Source organism: Virgibacillus ainsalahensis (assembly GCF_055380755.1).
Genome location: NZ_AP043943.1, coordinates 2,045,878 through 2,061,667, shown reverse-complemented (window position 1 = coordinate 2,061,667; position 15,790 = coordinate 2,045,878). Strand labels below are relative to the sequence as shown.

At 38.8% G+C, this 15,790-nt stretch carries 13 protein-coding genes, 1 other RNA gene and 1 other annotated feature; of the genes, 11 read left to right on the top strand and 3 right to left on the bottom strand.

The features are described 5' to 3' along the window. The first annotated feature begins 56 nt into the window (after positions 1 to 56). Both ACZ427_RS10065 and dtd read left to right on the top strand, forming a co-directional pair. Positions 57 to 2,258, top strand: coding sequence for a RelA/SpoT family protein (locus ACZ427_RS10065; RefSeq protein ID WP_461177524.1), 2,202 nt, complete (start codon positions 57 to 59; stop codon positions 2,256 to 2,258). Between the two features lie 31 nt (positions 2,259 to 2,289). Further along, positions 2,290 to 2,736: a D-aminoacyl-tRNA deacylase gene (gene dtd, locus ACZ427_RS10060; RefSeq protein WP_461177525.1), complete on the top strand. Its 447-nt coding sequence runs from the start codon at positions 2,290 to 2,292 to the stop codon at positions 2,734 to 2,736. A 24-nt stretch (positions 2,737 to 2,760) separates the two neighbouring features. Here the strand turns inward: dtd and ACZ427_RS10055 are convergent, their stop codons facing one another. Further along, positions 2,761 to 3,807, bottom strand: a complete 1,047-nt coding sequence (locus ACZ427_RS10055) for an N-acetylmuramoyl-L-alanine amidase (protein ID WP_461177526.1) — start codon at positions 3,805 to 3,807, stop codon at positions 2,761 to 2,763. A 99-nt stretch (positions 3,808 to 3,906) separates the two neighbouring features. On the opposite strand from ACZ427_RS10055, the gene ACZ427_RS10050 reads away from it, so the two are divergent. The 4 genes from ACZ427_RS10050 to ssrS all read left to right on the top strand — a co-directional run bounded on the left by ACZ427_RS10050 (position 3,907) and on the right by ssrS (position 7,772). Next, positions 3,907 to 4,080 carry a hypothetical protein gene (locus ACZ427_RS10050; protein WP_461177527.1) on the top strand — a complete coding sequence of 58 codons (174 nt, stop codon included), beginning with the start codon at positions 3,907 to 3,909 and terminating at the stop codon, positions 4,078 to 4,080. Between the two features lie 49 nt (positions 4,081 to 4,129). Further along, positions 4,130 to 4,359, top strand: a binding site (T-box leader). A gap of 57 nt (positions 4,360 to 4,416) precedes the next feature. Continuing rightward, the gene (gene hisS / locus ACZ427_RS10045; RefSeq protein WP_461177528.1) at positions 4,417 to 5,706 is read left to right on the top strand and encodes a histidine--tRNA ligase; all 1,290 of its coding nucleotides are present in this window, start codon (positions 4,417 to 4,419) and stop codon (positions 5,704 to 5,706) included. After that, complete coding sequence (gene aspS / locus ACZ427_RS10040; protein WP_461177529.1) at positions 5,699 to 7,468, top strand: aspartate--tRNA ligase; 1,770 nt, start codon at positions 5,699 to 5,701, stop codon at positions 7,466 to 7,468. Before hisS ends, aspS begins: the two co-directional genes overlap by 8 nt. 112 nt (positions 7,469 to 7,580) lie before the next feature. Continuing rightward, a non-coding RNA gene (ssrS, locus tag ACZ427_RS10035) (6S RNA) lies at positions 7,581 to 7,772 on the top strand. A gap of 60 nt (positions 7,773 to 7,832) precedes the next feature. Here ssrS and ACZ427_RS10030 read toward each other — a convergent pair. Beyond that, entirely contained in the window at positions 7,833 to 8,492 is a 660-nt protein-coding gene (locus tag ACZ427_RS10030; RefSeq protein ID WP_461177530.1) for an RsfA family transcriptional regulator, read from the bottom strand. A gap of 80 nt (positions 8,493 to 8,572) precedes the next feature. Beyond that, the gene (locus ACZ427_RS10025; RefSeq protein WP_461177531.1) at positions 8,573 to 9,856 is read right to left on the bottom strand and encodes a replication-associated recombination protein A; all 1,284 of its coding nucleotides are present in this window, start codon (positions 9,854 to 9,856) and stop codon (positions 8,573 to 8,575) included. 160 nt (positions 9,857 to 10,016) lie between these two features. Between ACZ427_RS10025 and cymR the strand changes: the two genes are divergently transcribed. From cymR to recD2, 5 genes are read left to right on the top strand one after another with little or no spacing between them, the layout of a single operon-like run. Next, positions 10,017 to 10,436 carry a cysteine metabolism transcriptional regulator CymR gene (gene cymR, locus ACZ427_RS10020; RefSeq protein ID WP_461177532.1) on the top strand — a complete coding sequence of 140 codons (420 nt, stop codon included), beginning with the start codon at positions 10,017 to 10,019 and terminating at the stop codon, positions 10,434 to 10,436. Between the two features lie 32 nt (positions 10,437 to 10,468). Continuing rightward, positions 10,469 to 11,608, top strand: a complete 1,140-nt coding sequence (locus tag ACZ427_RS10015) for a cysteine desulfurase family protein (RefSeq protein WP_461177533.1) — start codon at positions 10,469 to 10,471, stop codon at positions 11,606 to 11,608. An 18-nt stretch (positions 11,609 to 11,626) separates the two neighbouring features. Then, positions 11,627 to 12,739 carry a tRNA 2-thiouridine(34) synthase MnmA gene (gene mnmA / locus ACZ427_RS10010; protein WP_461177534.1) on the top strand — a complete coding sequence of 371 codons (1,113 nt, stop codon included), beginning with the start codon at positions 11,627 to 11,629 and terminating at the stop codon, positions 12,737 to 12,739. A 15-nt stretch (positions 12,740 to 12,754) separates the two neighbouring features. Beyond that, positions 12,755 to 13,417: a tetratricopeptide repeat protein gene (locus tag ACZ427_RS10005; protein WP_461177535.1), complete on the top strand. Its 663-nt coding sequence runs from the start codon at positions 12,755 to 12,757 to the stop codon at positions 13,415 to 13,417. A gap of 20 nt (positions 13,418 to 13,437) precedes the next feature. Next, positions 13,438 to 15,750 (top strand): SF1B family DNA helicase RecD2, encoded by a 2,313-nt coding sequence (recD2, locus tag ACZ427_RS10000; RefSeq protein ID WP_461177536.1) that lies wholly within the window; start codon positions 13,438 to 13,440, stop codon positions 15,748 to 15,750. Positions 15,751 to 15,790: the final 40 nt, after the last annotated feature.

Genomic DNA, 15,790 nt, shown 5'->3' with positions numbered 1-15,790 from the left:
CTATAGAATGTATATATATTAAACATTTCAGACAGCGAGTGAGTAAAGGTGATTACATGGCAAAAGATAATATATTAACAATAGATGACATTATGAGTAAAGCTGGAGAGTTCCTAACTGAAGAAGATACTGATCTGATTTCTCGTGCATATAACTATGCAGCGCATGAACACAAGGATCAGTATCGAAAATCGGGGGAGCCTTATATCATTCATCCTGTTCAGGTAGCAGGGATTCTGGTTGATCTGGAAATGGATGCAGAGACAATTGCCGGCGGTCTGTTACATGATGTTATTGAAGATACAACAGTTACATTTAAAGAATTAGAGGAAACATTCAATCATGAAGTAGCGATGCTTGTTGATGGTGTGACAAAACTGGGTAAGATTAAATATAAATCCAAGGAAGCATTACAGGCCGAAAATCATCGGAAAATGTTTGTGGCAATGGCAAAGGACATTCGTGTAATCTTAATAAAACTTGCGGATCGATTGCACAATATGCGAACGTTAAAGCATTTAAGGCCTGATAAGCAGCGGCGTATTTCTAATGAAACACTGGAAATTTTTGCTCCATTGGCACATCGCTTAGGAATCTCAACGATTAAATGGGAATTAGAAGATACAGCATTACGATATTTGAACCCACAGCAGTATTACCGTATTGTCCAACTAATGAAGCAAAAAAGAGAACAGCGTGAATCCTATATTAAAGAAGTAATGACTGAAGTAGATGCACAGCTTAAAGATGTTAATATCGAAGCGGATATGTCAGGAAGACCAAAGCATTTATATAGTATTTATCAAAAAATGGCCAAGCAAAACAAGCAATTTAATGAAATTTATGATTTGTTGGCAGTACGTATAATTGTTGACAGCATTAAAGATTGCTATGCCGTTTTGGGCATTATTCATACATGTTGGAAACCGATGCCTGGAAGGTTTAAAGATTACATTGCCATGCCAAAACAAAATCTTTATCAGTCTTTGCACACAACGGTAATAGGACCCAAGGGTGATCCGCTCGAAGTACAAATCAGGACAAAGGAAATGCATGAAATTGCAGAATATGGGATTGCTGCGCATTGGGCATATAAAGAGGGGCGCCAGATAAAAAATAGCAAAAAGTCTTTTGAAGAAAAATTGACTTGGTTCAGGGAAATCCTGGATTGGCAGAGTGAAACAAATGATGCTGAGGAATTCATGGAGTCCCTTAAAGTCGATTTATTTTCCGATATGGTCTATGTTTTTACTCCAAAAGGAGACGTAATTGAACTTCCTTCTGGTTCCATTCCACTTGATTTTGCTTACAAAATTCATACGGAAATTGGAAATAAAACAATAGGAGCAAAAATCAACGGTAAGATGGAGCCGCTTGATTATCAACTGAAGAATGGCGATATTATTGAGGTCATGACATCTAAACATTCCTATGGGCCTTCACAGGACTGGCTGAAAATCACACAGACTTCACAGGCGAAGAATAAAATAAGACAGTTTTTCAAAAAACAACGACGTGAAGAAAACATCATAAAAGGTAAAGAGGCAGTTGATAAAGAAATACATGATCTGTCACTTGAACCAAAGGATGTATTAACACAGGAAAATCTTGAACGCGTCATGGAAAAATTTAATTTTTCAAGTGAGGATGATATGTATGCAGCAGTAGGTTACCAAGGGATAACTGCTGCAATTATAGCAACACGCCTTACAGATAAAATTCGCCAGAGGAAACAAAAAGAGCAGGATCTTGCAAAAACGATCGAAGAAGTAAATACCGACTTCAAACAAAAGAAGTCACCAAAAGGAGATTCCGGTGTTCGGGTTGAAGGTGTGGACAACCTTTTAGTTCGGCTGGCAAAATGCTGTAATCCAGTACCGGGTGATGCAATTGTTGGTTATATCACAAAAGGCAGAGGTGTTTCCGTTCACCGTGCTGATTGTCCAAATGTACAGACAGAAGAAGCGAAACAGCGTTATTTACATGTAGAATGGGAAGGTGACCAGCATGCCCAAAAACAATACCATGTCGACTTGGAAATATCTGGTTATGACCGAAGAGGACTACTTAATGAAGTGCTGCAGGCATTAAATGAAATGAAAACAAATATAACCCATGTAAACGGCAGGTCGGATAGAAATAAAATGGCGATTATCCAATTAACCATTCTCATTCATAATACTGGTCATTTAAGGAAGATTGTTGAGCGGGTCAAACAAATCAAAGATGTATACACTGTAACAAGAACAGTGCACTAGTTGTAAAAGGAATTTAAAGGGGATTCTATAAATGAAAACAGTTATTCAGCGGGCGAAAAACGGATGTGTTAACGTAAATGAAAAAACAGTGGGGGAAATCGAAAACGGATTGGTTGTTCTACTTGGAGTAACACATGAAGACACTATTGAAGATGTAAAATATCTTATAAATAAAATTATTCATTTACGTATTTTTGAGGATGAAAATGAGAAAATGAATCTATCTTTGGAGGATGTTGCCGGAAGCATTCTGTCCATTTCGCAATTCACATTATATGGTGATACACGTAAAGGGAGAAGACCAAACTTTATGCAGGCAGCTAAGCCAGCTCATGCGAAGGAACTATATGAAAAATTTAATCAATTGTTAATAGATAAGGGCGTAAATGTACAAACAGGTGAATTCGGGGAAATGATGGATGTACAATTTACTAATGCTGGTCCGGTAACGTTAATCCTGGACAGCAGGGATAAATAAAAGGGATGGATTTAGACCATCCCTTTAGTCATTTGCGAAGTATTTCCCTAACCCATTGATAATTCCTGTTACTATTTTCTTTTGATGAGTGGTGGTTTTCAGGAGCGCTTCATGCTCCGGGTTGGATATAAAACCCAATTCCAATAATACAGCGGGTTTAAAGGTTTGCCTGATTACTAAATAATCCCCAAATGTTATTCCGCGGTCCTGTCCCTCTGTTTCTTTAATTAACTCTGTTTGGATATATTCCGCAAGTGTTTTATGCTGATCATGGTAATAATAGGTTTCGATCCCTGTGACATCAGGTAATGAAGGTGTACTGTTATAATGAATACTTATAAATGCGTCTGTATCCATATGGTTCCCGTAGCTTGTCCTGCTTCCAAGAGATATAAATTCATCCTCTGATCTGGTCAATAAAACATTTGCTCCAAGCATTGTAAGCTCATGCTCCAGTTCGCGAGCTGTCAGATAAGCTATGTCTTTTTCAAATACCCCGGTGGCGCCTATAGCTCCTACATCACGTCCCCCATGTCCTGCATCAATAACAATAGTTTTATTGGTGAAGCCGCCGTCAGAGGAAGATTTACTCTTTCGCTTATCAACAAACTTATTTAAAACAAAACCAGTGGTGTCATCCTGTTTTATTTCAGCCCATTCTCCCTTTCGGCCAATTATTTGGTAGTCTTCTCCCTTTTTGGCGAAATGGATAATGTCGGAGTCCGTTGAAGGGGCACTGCGCAGATGTGTATTATCATATTGAATGGTAATAGACTGTCCGTTAACTTCTTCCACTCCATCCTCACTGTTAATTGTTATGTATTCTTTAGTAACCCAGCCTGAATGCTCCTTATCCAGTTCAATTTCCACCCAATCCTTCCGTGTCTGAATGATTGTATAGACATCTCCGGCAGCTGCCTGTCCTATTTGGTCATAATCAGTTCCAGGGCCACTGCGGATATTTAAATTATCCTCATTAACAACAGCCTCATTTGCAAGAACGGGGGGTGAAAAAAATAGAAGCACTACATAGATACTGAACATACATAATGTTGTTCTTTTAAAATGCAAACAAATGTCCCCCTTATATGGATTGGTTTTCTACTCCAAGTATAATAAAAACTTGTGGATTAGGCAAAGCTAATATATAGTTGAGGAGGTATGATTGTTATGCGATCTAATGATAAACAATGGAATGTGTCTATGAGTAAAGAAGTAACAGGTGTTGATTTACACCACTTTATGGAATTGCAAGGACATGCAAACCACATGGAAATAGCTGAAGAATTCGGGATTACTCTAGGGGAAGTTAAAATGTTAAAGAAAAAAATTAATCGTGCTTGACATTCAAACATCAAGCTATTAAGATAATAGACATTCGAATGTATAGAAGTCAAAACCGGTGAAGGAAAAAGTAATTGGATACCACTTGGAGAAGAGAGAAAATGTCATTGGCTGAAAACATTTTCGCGAGAGACTGGTCCAATGAAAGACACTCCAGAGGCTCTGTATCGAATCGATAGTAGATACAGACGTTTTGCAGGCGTTAACTGTGAAGAGCGGATGCTAATAAAAGAATAGCGTCAACTAGGGTGGCAACGCGGGTAAACTCTCGTCCCTTTATATTTTAGGGGATAAGGGTTTTTTTTGTATTTACGAAAGAATTAGGGGGGACTCCAAATGACGATGAAAGCACCACGAGGGACCGTTGATATTTTACCGGTTGATGTAAGGAAATGGCAATTTGTAGAGGAAAAAATCAAAGACCTTTGTGATCGATATCATTTTAATGAAATACGTACACCACTATTTGAACATACTGAAGTTTTTCAGCGTGGGGTTGGTGATTCCACAGATATCGTGCAAAAAGAAATGTACACGTTTGAAGACAGGGGCGGGAGAAGTCTGACATTACGCCCGGAAGGTACAGCATCTGTTGTACGGGCTTTTGTGGAGAATAAACTGTTTGGCGACCCTAAACAGCCGGTTAAACTTTATTATTTTGCCCAAATGTTTCGATACGAGCGTCCACAAAAAGGAAGAATGCGCCAATTAAATCAATTTGGTGTGGAAGTATTAGGAAGTGCTAACCCGGCTGTGGATGCAGAGGTGATTGATCTGGCAATGAAATGTTATCAGGAGCTTGGATTGAAATCCTTAAAATTGGTTATAAATTCACTCGGGGATAATGAAAGCAGAAACAATCACCGCGAAGCATTGGTGAATCATTTTTCGCCACATAAACATGAACTTTGTCAGGACTGTCAGACCAGACTGACGCAGAATCCATTGCGTATTCTCGATTGCAAGAAAGATCGTGATCATCCATCAATGAAAACAGCTCCTTCCATTTTGGATTACTTAAATGAAGAGTCGAAAGAATATTTTACACAGGTAAAAGATTATTTGACAATGATGGGAATCGAGTATGTAGTAGATAAAAATTTAGTTCGGGGACTCGACTATTATAATCATACAGCTTTTGAAATCATGAGTGAAGCAGACGGATTTGGTGCCATTACAACATTAGCCGGGGGCGGAAGATATAATGGTCTCACCGAAGAATTGGGAGGTCCTGATACACCAGGAATCGGATTTGGAATGGGCCTTGAAAGATTATTAATGGCCTTGGAGGCAGAAAATGTTAAAATCCCGGTTGATGATAAGTTAGATTGCTTTTTTGTGGCAGCAGGACAGAAGGAAGAAAAGGAAGCTGTTCGACTTGTTCATGAATTGAGAAGTAGTGGTATCCAGGTGGATAAAGATTATCTGGGACGTAAAATGAAGGCTCAAATTAAAGCAGCCGATCGATTTAGGGCAAAATATGTTTTGATTTTAGGTGAGGATGAGCTTCAACGGCAGGTTATAAATGTAAAGTCAATGGAAACCGGCGAACAAACCGAACTTCCTATTTCGCAGTTAGTTGAAAGCATGCAGAAAAAACTTCGAGGAGGAAATGACAATGAGTAAACGGGTCGAGGCCGGTACATTACGTGAAACAAACATAGACCAGACTGTATTATTAAAAGGGTGGGTACAGACACGCCGAGACTTGGGTGGATTAATATTCATTGATTTACGTGATAAATCCGGTGTGGTCCAAATTGTTTTTAATCCTGATAATTCCAAAGAGGCGTTGGAAATTGCGGATACTGTCAGAACAGAATTTGTAATCGAAGTACAAGGTAAGGTTGTACAGCGGGATAAATCAACAGTAAACCCCAAAATGGATACGGGTGCAATTGAAGTTATGGTCTCTGACATTAAAATACTTAATAAATCCAAAACACCACCTCTTACAATAAAGGATGAAACAGATGTGGCAGAAGACCTTCGTCTTAAATATCGATATTTGGATTTACGCAGAGCACCAATGCAAAAGATTTTCAAGCTTCGACACCAGACGACACAGGCGGTACGTACCTTTTTGAATAATGATGGATTTCTTGAAATGGAAACACCAATTCTGACGAAAAGCACCCCGGAAGGAGCTCGTGACTACCTGGTTCCAAGCCGCGTGCATGGGGGAGAATTCTATGCACTTCCGCAATCTCCACAGCTATTTAAGCAATTGATTATGATGGGTGGCTTTGAAAAATACTATCAGATTGCACGATGTTTCCGTGATGAAGATCTTAGGGCTGACCGTCAGCCGGAATTTACGCAAATAGACATCGAAACATCTTTCTTAACAAGTGATGAGATCATGGAAATGACGGAGAAAATGATGCAGCATGTTTTGAAAGAAGTTAAGAATATTAATATTTCACTACCTTTGAAGCGAATGCCATATGACGAGGCGATGGAACGTTTCGGATCGGATAAACCGGATACGAGATTTGGTATGGAACTGATCCATGTATCGGATATTCTTGGCAACTCGACATTTAAAGTATTCGAAGGGGCAATTAATGCAGGTGGAAAAGTAGCATTGTTGAATGTCCAGGGACAGGCAGGTCACTATTCACGCAAGGAAATCGATAAGCTGACTGAATTTGTAAAAATATATGGTGCAAAGGGTCTTGCATGGTTGAAAGTGGAAGATGATGAAGTGAAGGGGCCGATAGCCAAGTTTTTGACAGACGAGGAAAAATCGGGACTTCTTTCGAGAGCCAATGCAACGAACGGGGATTTATTGTTATTTGTAGCAGATAAGACGCCTGTGGTATACGACAGCTTAGGAGCGCTACGCTTAAAGCTTGGTAAAGAATTGGAACTGATTGATGAATCGAAATTTAACTTCCTTTGGGTGACGGATTGGCCACTGTTGGAGTATGATGAAGAACTTGGCAGATATTTTGCTGCTCATCATCCATTCACATCTCCGGTTGAAGAGGATATTCCTGAATTAACAACAGATCCTGCAAATGTCCGTGCAAATGCGTATGATCTTGTATTAAATGGTTATGAGTTAGGTGGAGGCTCTGTAAGAATTCATAAAAAAGAACTGCAGGATCAAATGTTTAAGGCATTGGGATTTACACAGAAAGAAGTGCATGAACAATTCGGTTTCTTACTTGAGGCATTGGAATATGGTGCACCGCCTCATGGAGGAGTCGCACTGGGCCTTGATCGTATTATCATGCTGCTTTCAGGGAGATCAAATCTAAGAGATACTATTTTATTCCCGAAAACTGCTTCAGCTTCAGATTTATTAACGGATGCGCCAAGTGAAGTGACAGAAACACAACTTCAAGAATTAAATATTCAGCTACACGAAAAAAAAGACTGAATGTTTAACACGGTAGTAGCCCGTAAGGTTATACTGGATATTTTATAATTACAGTACTTGAAATAAAATAATTGCTATGTTAAGATAAATTTACAAAATAAATAGATAACTACCAATCCTGATGTGTTCGTCTATTAAAAGTATTTTGACCGAACAATTATATACTTGGGAGTTCGATTGGTTTTTATGGTGCATGCACACCTCATTTTACTTAATCTGAGGTAGCATAAGAAACATAAAGCAGAACACCCACCTGCCAAAAGCGGGATCAAAACTTGACTTAGACGGCACGATTGGGATTGATAGTATACATAAGAAAACGAACCCGATTACCTCATGGTGTAATCGGGTTCGTTTTTGCTTATTAGTTTCCTTGTGCAAGCTGTTCTAAATTTCCGTTTTTATCCATTCTAAAAGCAGGCGTTGACATTGAACCTTGATCATCAAGTACCGTCATTTTCCTGGCCCTGTCCATAATTTGGATAAATACCTGATAATCTTCCTGTATCGTGGATAACTGATTTTTTGTTTGCTCCAGCTGTTTTTCTAATTGATTTACTTGTTCTTTCAAATCCATATTTTCCTTTTGCATTTTTCCCATCGATACTTTTGATTGATTGGAAGCATGATAGTCTTTTTTTACTTCTTTTAAAAAGCGAATAACCATATCCATTGTTATCGAAGATTCTTCTGCTCCAGGTGATGTATTAGCGTCCGGTTGCTCTTCATTGCTTTGGGGAATCTCTATTACAGGTTTTCTCAGGGCTGGGGTTTTCGTATTCGCAACCATTGCCCGTTTTTTCTCTTTTCGCTGTCTCTTTGCAAGATCAATAGCATTATCATATTTCATACGCACTTCTGCATTCCATCGAAAACCACAAGCTGCAGAAGTACGATTTAGTTTGTCACCAACTTCATCAAATGCGTTTAATTGAGTGCTTCCTTCTCTAATGTGGCGCAACACCGTTTCTGCGAGCAATAAGTCATCTTCGTGGGACCATGCATCCTGCCTGACTTTCACCATTATATTCAACTCCTTTTTCGGATACCAATAAATAAATAGTTTTCGGATATTTATATCTATTGTTACCGTATAAAGAGGAATTATACATGGTTGGCTTTATCATTCTGGATTTTTTCATATACCTGTTTCATAGCTTTTTCGAATTTGCCAGAGTTTTTTGGGCTATAATAGTGTTTGTTTTTTATAGAATCAGGCAAATATTGCTGGTTTACCCAAGCACCTTCATAGTTATGTGGATATTTGTAATCGACACCTCTGCCTAATGTTTGTGCACCCTGATAATGTGAGTCTTTCAAGTGTGCAGGGATATCACCACTTTTGCCACTGCGAATATCAGACAATGCTTCATCAAGTGCTTTATATGCAGTATTTGATTTTGGAGAGAGTGCCAATTCCACTATGGCTACAGCCAGTGGAATGCGTGCTTCCGGAAAACCTAATCGTTCGGCAGCCTGAACAGCAGCAATTGCCCGTGGGCCTGCCTGCGGATTTGCGAGGCCGATATCTTCATAGGCAATAACAATCATGCGACGTGCAATGCTATCCAAATCTCCTGCTTCAATCAATCTGCCCAGATAATGAAGCGCTGCATCGACATCACTGCCACGAATCGACTTTTGAAAAGCTGAGAGCACATCATAATGGGCATCTCCTCCTTTATCATGAGAAAAACTTTTTTTCTGCATACATTCTTCAGCGGTTTCCAGATTTATTATAATTTGTTCATTTTCCCTTTTTGGTGTGGAGGAGACAGCAAGTTCAAGGCCATTTAGAGCTGAGCGCATATCTCCATTTGCACTGATGGCAAAATGATCTAACGCATCATCAGTGATCGTAACATTCACTTGTCCCAATCCATTAGTTTCATCGTTTGTAGCCCGTTTTATGGCTGTTTTTACATTTTCGACAGTGAGAGAATGCAATTCAAATAAATGACATCTGCTTCTGATTGCCGGATTAATGGAGTGGTATGGGTTGCTTGTTGTACATCCGATTAATGTAATTAAGTTACTTTCCAGATGTGGTAGCAAGAAATCTTGTTTTGCTTTGTCAAGGCGATGGACTTCATCCAGGACTAAAACCACCTGGCCCATCATTTTTGCCTCTTCCACTACAATTTCCATATCCTTTTTTTTATCTGCAACTGCATTAAGCTTTTTAACAGATTTACCCAGACTACCGGCTAATGCGACTGCCATGGAGGTTTTACCGGTACCAGGTGGTCCGAAAAGAATCATTGATGCCAATCGCTCTGCTTTTATCATGCGATTTAATATTTTACCCTCACCTACCAAGTGTTCCTGGCCGATGATTTCATTAATATGCGAAGGTCTCATTCGAAAAGCGAGTGGTTTTTGTTTCATTTTTTATCTTCCTTTGTATTATAATAAAAACTTATATATTTTACCGTAAATGTAATACTGATAAAATGCAAGAAGTATTGATTTCATGCTATAATATCATGTATTAATGAATTAGTAGTGATCAATGCAAAAGCACTTAACATAAATAGAGGTGGAGTAAATGAAGATTTCAACTAAAGGAAAGTATGGACTAACCATTATGATAGAATTAGCAAAAAAAAGTGGAGAGGGTCCGACCTCCCTTAAATCAATTGCGCGTGACAACAATCTGTCCGAACATTATTTGGAACAGCTAGCGTCGCCACTTAGAAATGCGGGATTAATAAAAAGCATTCGCGGGGCATATGGCGGATATATTCTGGCCAAAAAACCCAATGAAATTACTGCTGGTGACATTATTCGTGTACTTGAGGGTCCTATTACGCCGGTTGAAGGAATTGAAGATGAAGAACCGGCAAAGCAGGCATTGTGGGGACGAGTGCGTGATGCTGTAAAAGATGTGCTTGACACGACTACTTTAGATGATTTAAGCCATCATAATGATGATGAACCACAGAAAGCATATATGTTTTACATTTAACTGATTGTTTTAAATAGGAAGGAAAGGTACGTATGGAACAAATTTATATGGATCATGCAGCAACGACTCCGATGGACAGAGAAGTTATTGATGCCATGTATCCTGTATATCAAGAAGTGTTTGGAAATCCGTCCAGTGTCCATTCCTTCGGCCGAAAAGCGAGACAGCTGCTGGATGAAGCAAGACATGTAATGGCACGTAGTATTCATGCGAATGAAAAAGAGATTATTTTCACAAGTGGTGGAACGGAATCGGATAATCTTGCACTTATCGGGACCGCGATGGGCAACCGTGCGAAAGGAAATCATATAATTATCACAGCCCAAGAACATCATGCAACACTTCATACAGCGGAAAATCTTGAGAAGCAAGGGTTTAATGTTACGTATTTACCAGTATATGAAGATGGGAAAATTTCATTGGATGATCTGAAAAAAGAATTGAAAGATGAGACGATATTGGTATCTGTTATGTATGTGAATAATGAGACCGGCGTGATTCAACCAATTGAAGAGGCTGGGAAGCTTTTAAAAGATCATCAAGCATATTTCCATACAGACGCAGTTCAGGCATTTGGACTGCTGGATATAGATGTTAAGGAAATAGGTATTGACATGCTGACAGTGTCATCCCATAAAATAAATGGACCAAAAGGTATTGGATTCTTATATGTTTCGGAGGATGTGAAAATAAATCCACTCCAGTTCGGTGGAGAACAAGAAAGGAAGCGCCGTGCCGGAACGGAAAATGTAGTTGGCGCTGTTGGTTTCAAAAAGGCTGTTGAACTGATGATAAAACATAAAGAAGAACGAATAAAGCTTTATCAAAGCTATAAAGACCATTTTTTAAAAGAGCTTGGAGAAAATGATGTGAAATTCGAGGTAAACGGAGATTATGACGCATCGATTGCTTCGATTGTAAATCTGAGTTTTCCGGGGATGAATGTTGAAACACTGCTAACCAATTTTGATCTTGATGGTATTGCAGCCTCCAGTGGTAGTGCCTGTACGGCAGGGTCTGTAGAGCCATCGCATGTATTGTCTGCTATGTTTGGCAAAAATAATGAATGTACAACGAACTCGATTCGTTTTAGTTTTGGAATTTATAATACGATGGAAAATATAACGGAAGCAGCCAGGCGGGTTGCAAAAGTTGTAAAACGATTAACGTAAAAAGGGAAAGTGAATAAAATGAAAAACAATGAAGATATACGCGTAGTAGTTGGAATGAGCGGTGGAGTGGATTCATCCGTTGCAGCTCTACTCCTGAAAGAACAAGGTTATGACGTTGTAGGTATTTTTATGAAAAACTGGGATGATACCGATGAGTTTGGTGTGTGTACAGCTACAGAGGACTTTGATGATGTTGTCCGCGTATGTAACCAACTGGATATCCCATACTATGCTGTTAACTTTGAAAAACAATATTGGGACAAAGTATTTACTTACTTCCTGGATGAATATAAGGCAGGGAGGACACCAAACCCGGATGTCATGTGTAATAAGGAAATAAAATTCAAAGCATTTTTAGACCATGCCATGTCATTGGGAGCAGATTATTTGGCAACGGGACATTATGCACAAGTACAAGAAACTGACGGACGTTATGAAATGCTTCGTGGTGTGGATGATAACAAAGATCAGACCTATTTTCTTAATCAACTGTCTGAAGATGTATTGGCAAAAGTAATGTTCCCATTAGGACATATGCCAAAATCCAAAGTAAGGGAAATTGCCAAAGAACATGAGCTGGCAACAGCCGCAAAAAAAGACAGTACAGGAATCTGTTTTATTGGAGAAAGAAATTTCAAAGATTTTCTGAGCGAATATTTGCCGGCACAGCCAGGTGAAATGACGACATTAGATGGTGTTGTTAAAGGGCGTCATGATGGGTTGATGTATTATACACTTGGGCAGCGTCAGGGGCTTGGAATTGGCGGAGCTGGAGATCCATGGTTTGTAGTAGGGAAAAACTTGAAAGATAATCTGTTATATGTCGAACAGGGGTACAGTAATGAGAAATTATATTCTGACGGTTTGATTGCAACAGATTTGAACTGGATAAATTCTGATGTTATCAATGAAAAATTCACCTGTACGGCGAAATTCCGTTACCGCCAAAAAGACAGTAAAGTAACGGTTAATCTTTTGGATGATGGAAAAGTGCATGTGGAATTTGCCGAGAGCGAACGGGCAATTACACCTGGTCAGGCAGTTGTTTTTTATAATGGCGAGGTATGCCTGGGCGGTGGGACCATTGATGAAATAATTAAGAATAATCATGCACTGGACTATGTCGGATAAGTAAGGAGTTTTCTCATGGATAAAAATACACAGGCTATAAATTATATGAAAGAAAATAAATTCGAAGATGCAGCAAAACTTTTTAATGAAATTATTGAAGAAAACCCGACGGATCCAGTTGGATATGTAAACTTTGGTAATCTGCTTTTACATGTAAATGACCCTGAACATGCACAGCGTTTTTTTGAAAGGGCTGTTGATCTGGATGAAAAAACCGCCACAGCCTATTACGGGTTAGGTAACCTATACTTTGAACAATCAAATTTTTCAAAGGCAAAAGTGAATTTTCAGAAAGCGATTGATCTAGGTCTTGATGAAAGTGATGTATATTTCATGTTGGGCATGAGTTTTCAGCAGGATGAGCAGCATAAACTTGCCCAACCCTATCTTTTAAGAGCCAGCGAGTTGGCACCGGAAGATGGAGAAATTCTATTTCAATATGGACTTTCACTTGCACAGAGTGATTATATTACTGATGCAGCGAATGTTTTTAAAGCGGTATTGGAAAGAAATGCAGATCATAGTGATGCTCATTATAATCTTGGAGTCATCGCACTCTTTAATGATGACGCAATGCTGGCTTTAAATCATTTTGATGAAGCACTTCGTATCCAGCCGGATCATGTGCTTGCAACAAATGGGAAGAAAAATACAGAAGACATAATGAATGAAAAGTAGGATAGCGAGGTTGTTTTTTGATGGGAATGGATAAACAATCCAATGAAGAAAAAGGATATATTAAAGGCGAACTTCTGTATACCATTTTTCACAATGAAAATGAACATTTTTCAATTGTGAAAATAAAAGTGCAGGCAACAAATGAAGATTATAAAGAAAAAGAAATTGTTGCCAAAGGATATTTTTCCAACCTTCAGGAACAAACCACCTACTGTTTTTATGGTGAATTTGAGAGACATTTCAAATTCGGCCTGCATTATAAAGTGAATTCCTATCAAACTTATATTCCTGATACGAGAGATGGACTTATCGCATATTTATCGAGTGATTTATTCTATGGTGTCGGTGAGAAAACAGCAACTAAAATTGTAGAACAACTTGGTGAGCATGCCATCTCGAAAATCCTAAGGGATCCTGAGGAATTGGCAGAAGTACCGGGAATAAAGAAAGAAACCAGGGAGCTGATGATTGGAAAACTCCGGGAAAATCAGGGGTTTGAACACATTGTCATCTATTTATCCAAGTACGGTATTGGTTTGAAAATGGCTCAAAAAATATATCAGGAATACAAAGAGGAAGCAATTGACATTTTAGAGGAAGATCCATACCGGTATGTTTTTGATATAGAAGGCTTTGGCTTTCAGACTGCAGACGAAATAGCACGGCTTAACGGCTTGTCCTTAACACACCCTAATCGTATTGGTGCTGGGTGTATTTATGTTTTGCAAAGGAGCATACAGGAAGGACATGTTTATCTGCCATTGGAAGACTGTGTCCATCAGATGTTGAACCTTTTATCCAGCAACAACTTGACAGGGGAAATCATTTCTGAAAGATTGAATGAATTAAATACGAATAAAACAATTATTATCCAGAATGGGAATATTTATTTACCCTCATTATATTATGCAGAGGATGGCTTTGCTTCCAATTTAAAAAGACTGATCAATAATCCCATTGAAGACCAGACGACCTTGGCAGAATTAATGAAAATCACTGGCGACATCGAGGAAGCGGAGGTGTTAAGTTATGGAAAAGAGCAGTTTACTGCCATAAATCAGGCACTTCATTCCAAGGTTATGATTTTAACTGGTGGTCCAGGCACAGGAAAAACAACGGTCGTCAAGGGTATCATTAATGCATATGCTGCAATTCATAATATGGAGCTTGACCCACAAGCGTATGATGATAAATCAGAATATCCGTTTGTTTTAACTGCACCTACCGGAAGAGCTGCGAAACGATTAAACGAGTCTACCGGCCTGTCTGCCGTCACCATCCATCGTTTATTGGGATGGGATGGGAAGAGTGGGTTTGAAAAAAACCAAAATGAGCAATTGACTGGTAAGTATTTAATCGTTGATGAGTTTTCCATGGTAGATATCTGGCTTGCCAATCACTTGTTCAAAGCAATACCGGATGACATGCAGGTCCTTCTGGTAGGGGATGAGGATCAGCTTCCTTCTGTTGGACCTGGTCAAGTTTTATCTGATTTACTAAGCAGTGAATTACTTCCATATGTGAGTCTTAACGAAGTATATCGCCAGAAACAAGGTTCAAAGATTATTCAACTCGCCCATGAAATAAAAAATAACGCAGCTACTGAATTACAAAATGATAGAGATTTCAGTTTTATTAGGTGCTTTGAAAATCAAATGCTTGATGTAATAATGGAAATTTTCACTAGAGCAAAAGACAAAGGGATTGATCTGAAAGATATGCAAGTCCTTGCCCCGATGTATCGCTCACAAGCAGGGATTACAATGATAAATAAAGAATTACAGCAGTTAATTAATCCTAAAACACCAAGAAAACGGGAGGTAAGGACAAAGGATGCTGTATTTCGTGTCGGGGATAAAGTGCTTCAGCTTGTCAACCAGCCGGAAAATGGAGTTTATAATGGGGATATTGGAGAAGTTGTGGCCATTTTTGAAGAAGATGAGAATAAAGAGAATGTAGAGCAGCTGGTTATCCTTTTTGAGGATAAAGAAGTGGTTTATGAACGCAAGGACTATGTCAATATCATGCATGCATATTGCATTTCCATTCATAAATCACAAGGCAGTGAATTTCCGATTGTTATTCTTCCTGTTGTTTCGGCATATAACCGAATGCTCAGAAAAAACCTGTTATATACTGCCATTACAAGAAGCAAGCAATCTTTGATTATTTGTGGACAGGAGCAGGCATTTTTACGGGGTATTCGAACAATGGATACAAATAAAAGGTACACTACATTAAAAGAACAATTAAAGGAAAGAATCCAAAACAATCCGGTGGTCCCTGGAGCGGGAAACGATGAAGAAGAAATAACACCATATGATTTCATGTAAAAATGTATAATTTATCTCTTATCGGGCAAGCATAGCATAA